The organism is Microbispora sp. CSR-4, from assembly GCF_008033685.1.
GTDB lineage: Bacteria > Actinomycetota > Actinomycetes > Streptosporangiales > Streptosporangiaceae > Microbispora.
Genome location: NZ_VJVX01000204.1, coordinates 1 through 852, shown reverse-complemented (window position 1 = coordinate 852; position 852 = coordinate 1). Strand labels below are relative to the sequence as shown.

General features: G+C 72.2%; 1 protein-coding gene. It reads left to right on the top strand.

Features of this window, described 5'->3' with window-relative positions:
* Positions 1-408: 408 nt before the first annotated feature.
* A partial coding sequence (locus tag FLV34_RS41075; protein WP_187280889.1) for a DUF222 domain-containing protein occupies positions 409-852 on the top strand: 444 nt, incomplete at its 3' end.

Below are 852 nucleotides of genomic sequence, written 5' to 3'. Positions count from 1 at the left end.
CGTCTGATCGCCAACTCGCCGCTGTGGTCCTCTGATGGTTCATCCGCCCGGGAGCCCTTCCCGATCATCAACTTCGGGCTCCGGCAGCGCGGCGACGCATCCGATGCCGCAAGCACGGACGCCCCGGGCGCGGACGTTCCAGGCATCGATACCGGCAGCGCAACCAACGACGGCGCGGATGCCACGAGTGGGGCTGCCACCGGTACGAATGCCGCTGGCACGAACGGCGCTGACGCGGGTGCCGCCCGTGAGGCTGCCGATGGCGCGGACGCTGCTGGCACAAACAGCACTGGCGCGAACGGCACTGGCGCGGCCGGCCCGGGTGTGGGCGCAGGTGCCTCCGATTCGGGTGGTCGTGGTCGGGGTGGTGTGCGGTCGTCGTGGGTGGTGGTGGGGTCGGTTCGTGAGGTGGCCCAAGAGCTGGCGCTGACCCCGCTTCCCGATGACGTGGATGTGTGCCTGGCCGAGGCGGAGGAGTTGCTGTTCGCCCGGGATCGGATCACCAGCGCGCTGGCCGACCGGGTGGGGCGGGTGCATCGGGCGGGGCAGGCCAGGCAGCATGGGCATGCCTCCACCCGCTGCTGGTTGCGCACCAGTGGGGGGATGACGGTGGGCGGAGCTGGCCGCTTGCTCACCCTCGGCGCGGAACTGCCCCGCCTCCCCGTCGTGCGGGAGAAGTTCGCCACGGGTGAGCTGGCAGCGGGGGTGGTGGAGGCCATCTGCGCCGCTGTGGCCGGACTGACCGACGAGCAAGCCACCCTGGCGGAGCCGATCCTGGTGGACCTGGCCGGCAAAGCGGGGGCGGCGGAGGTCGCCAAGGCCGGCCGCCATCTGCGGGCGGTGCTGGACCCC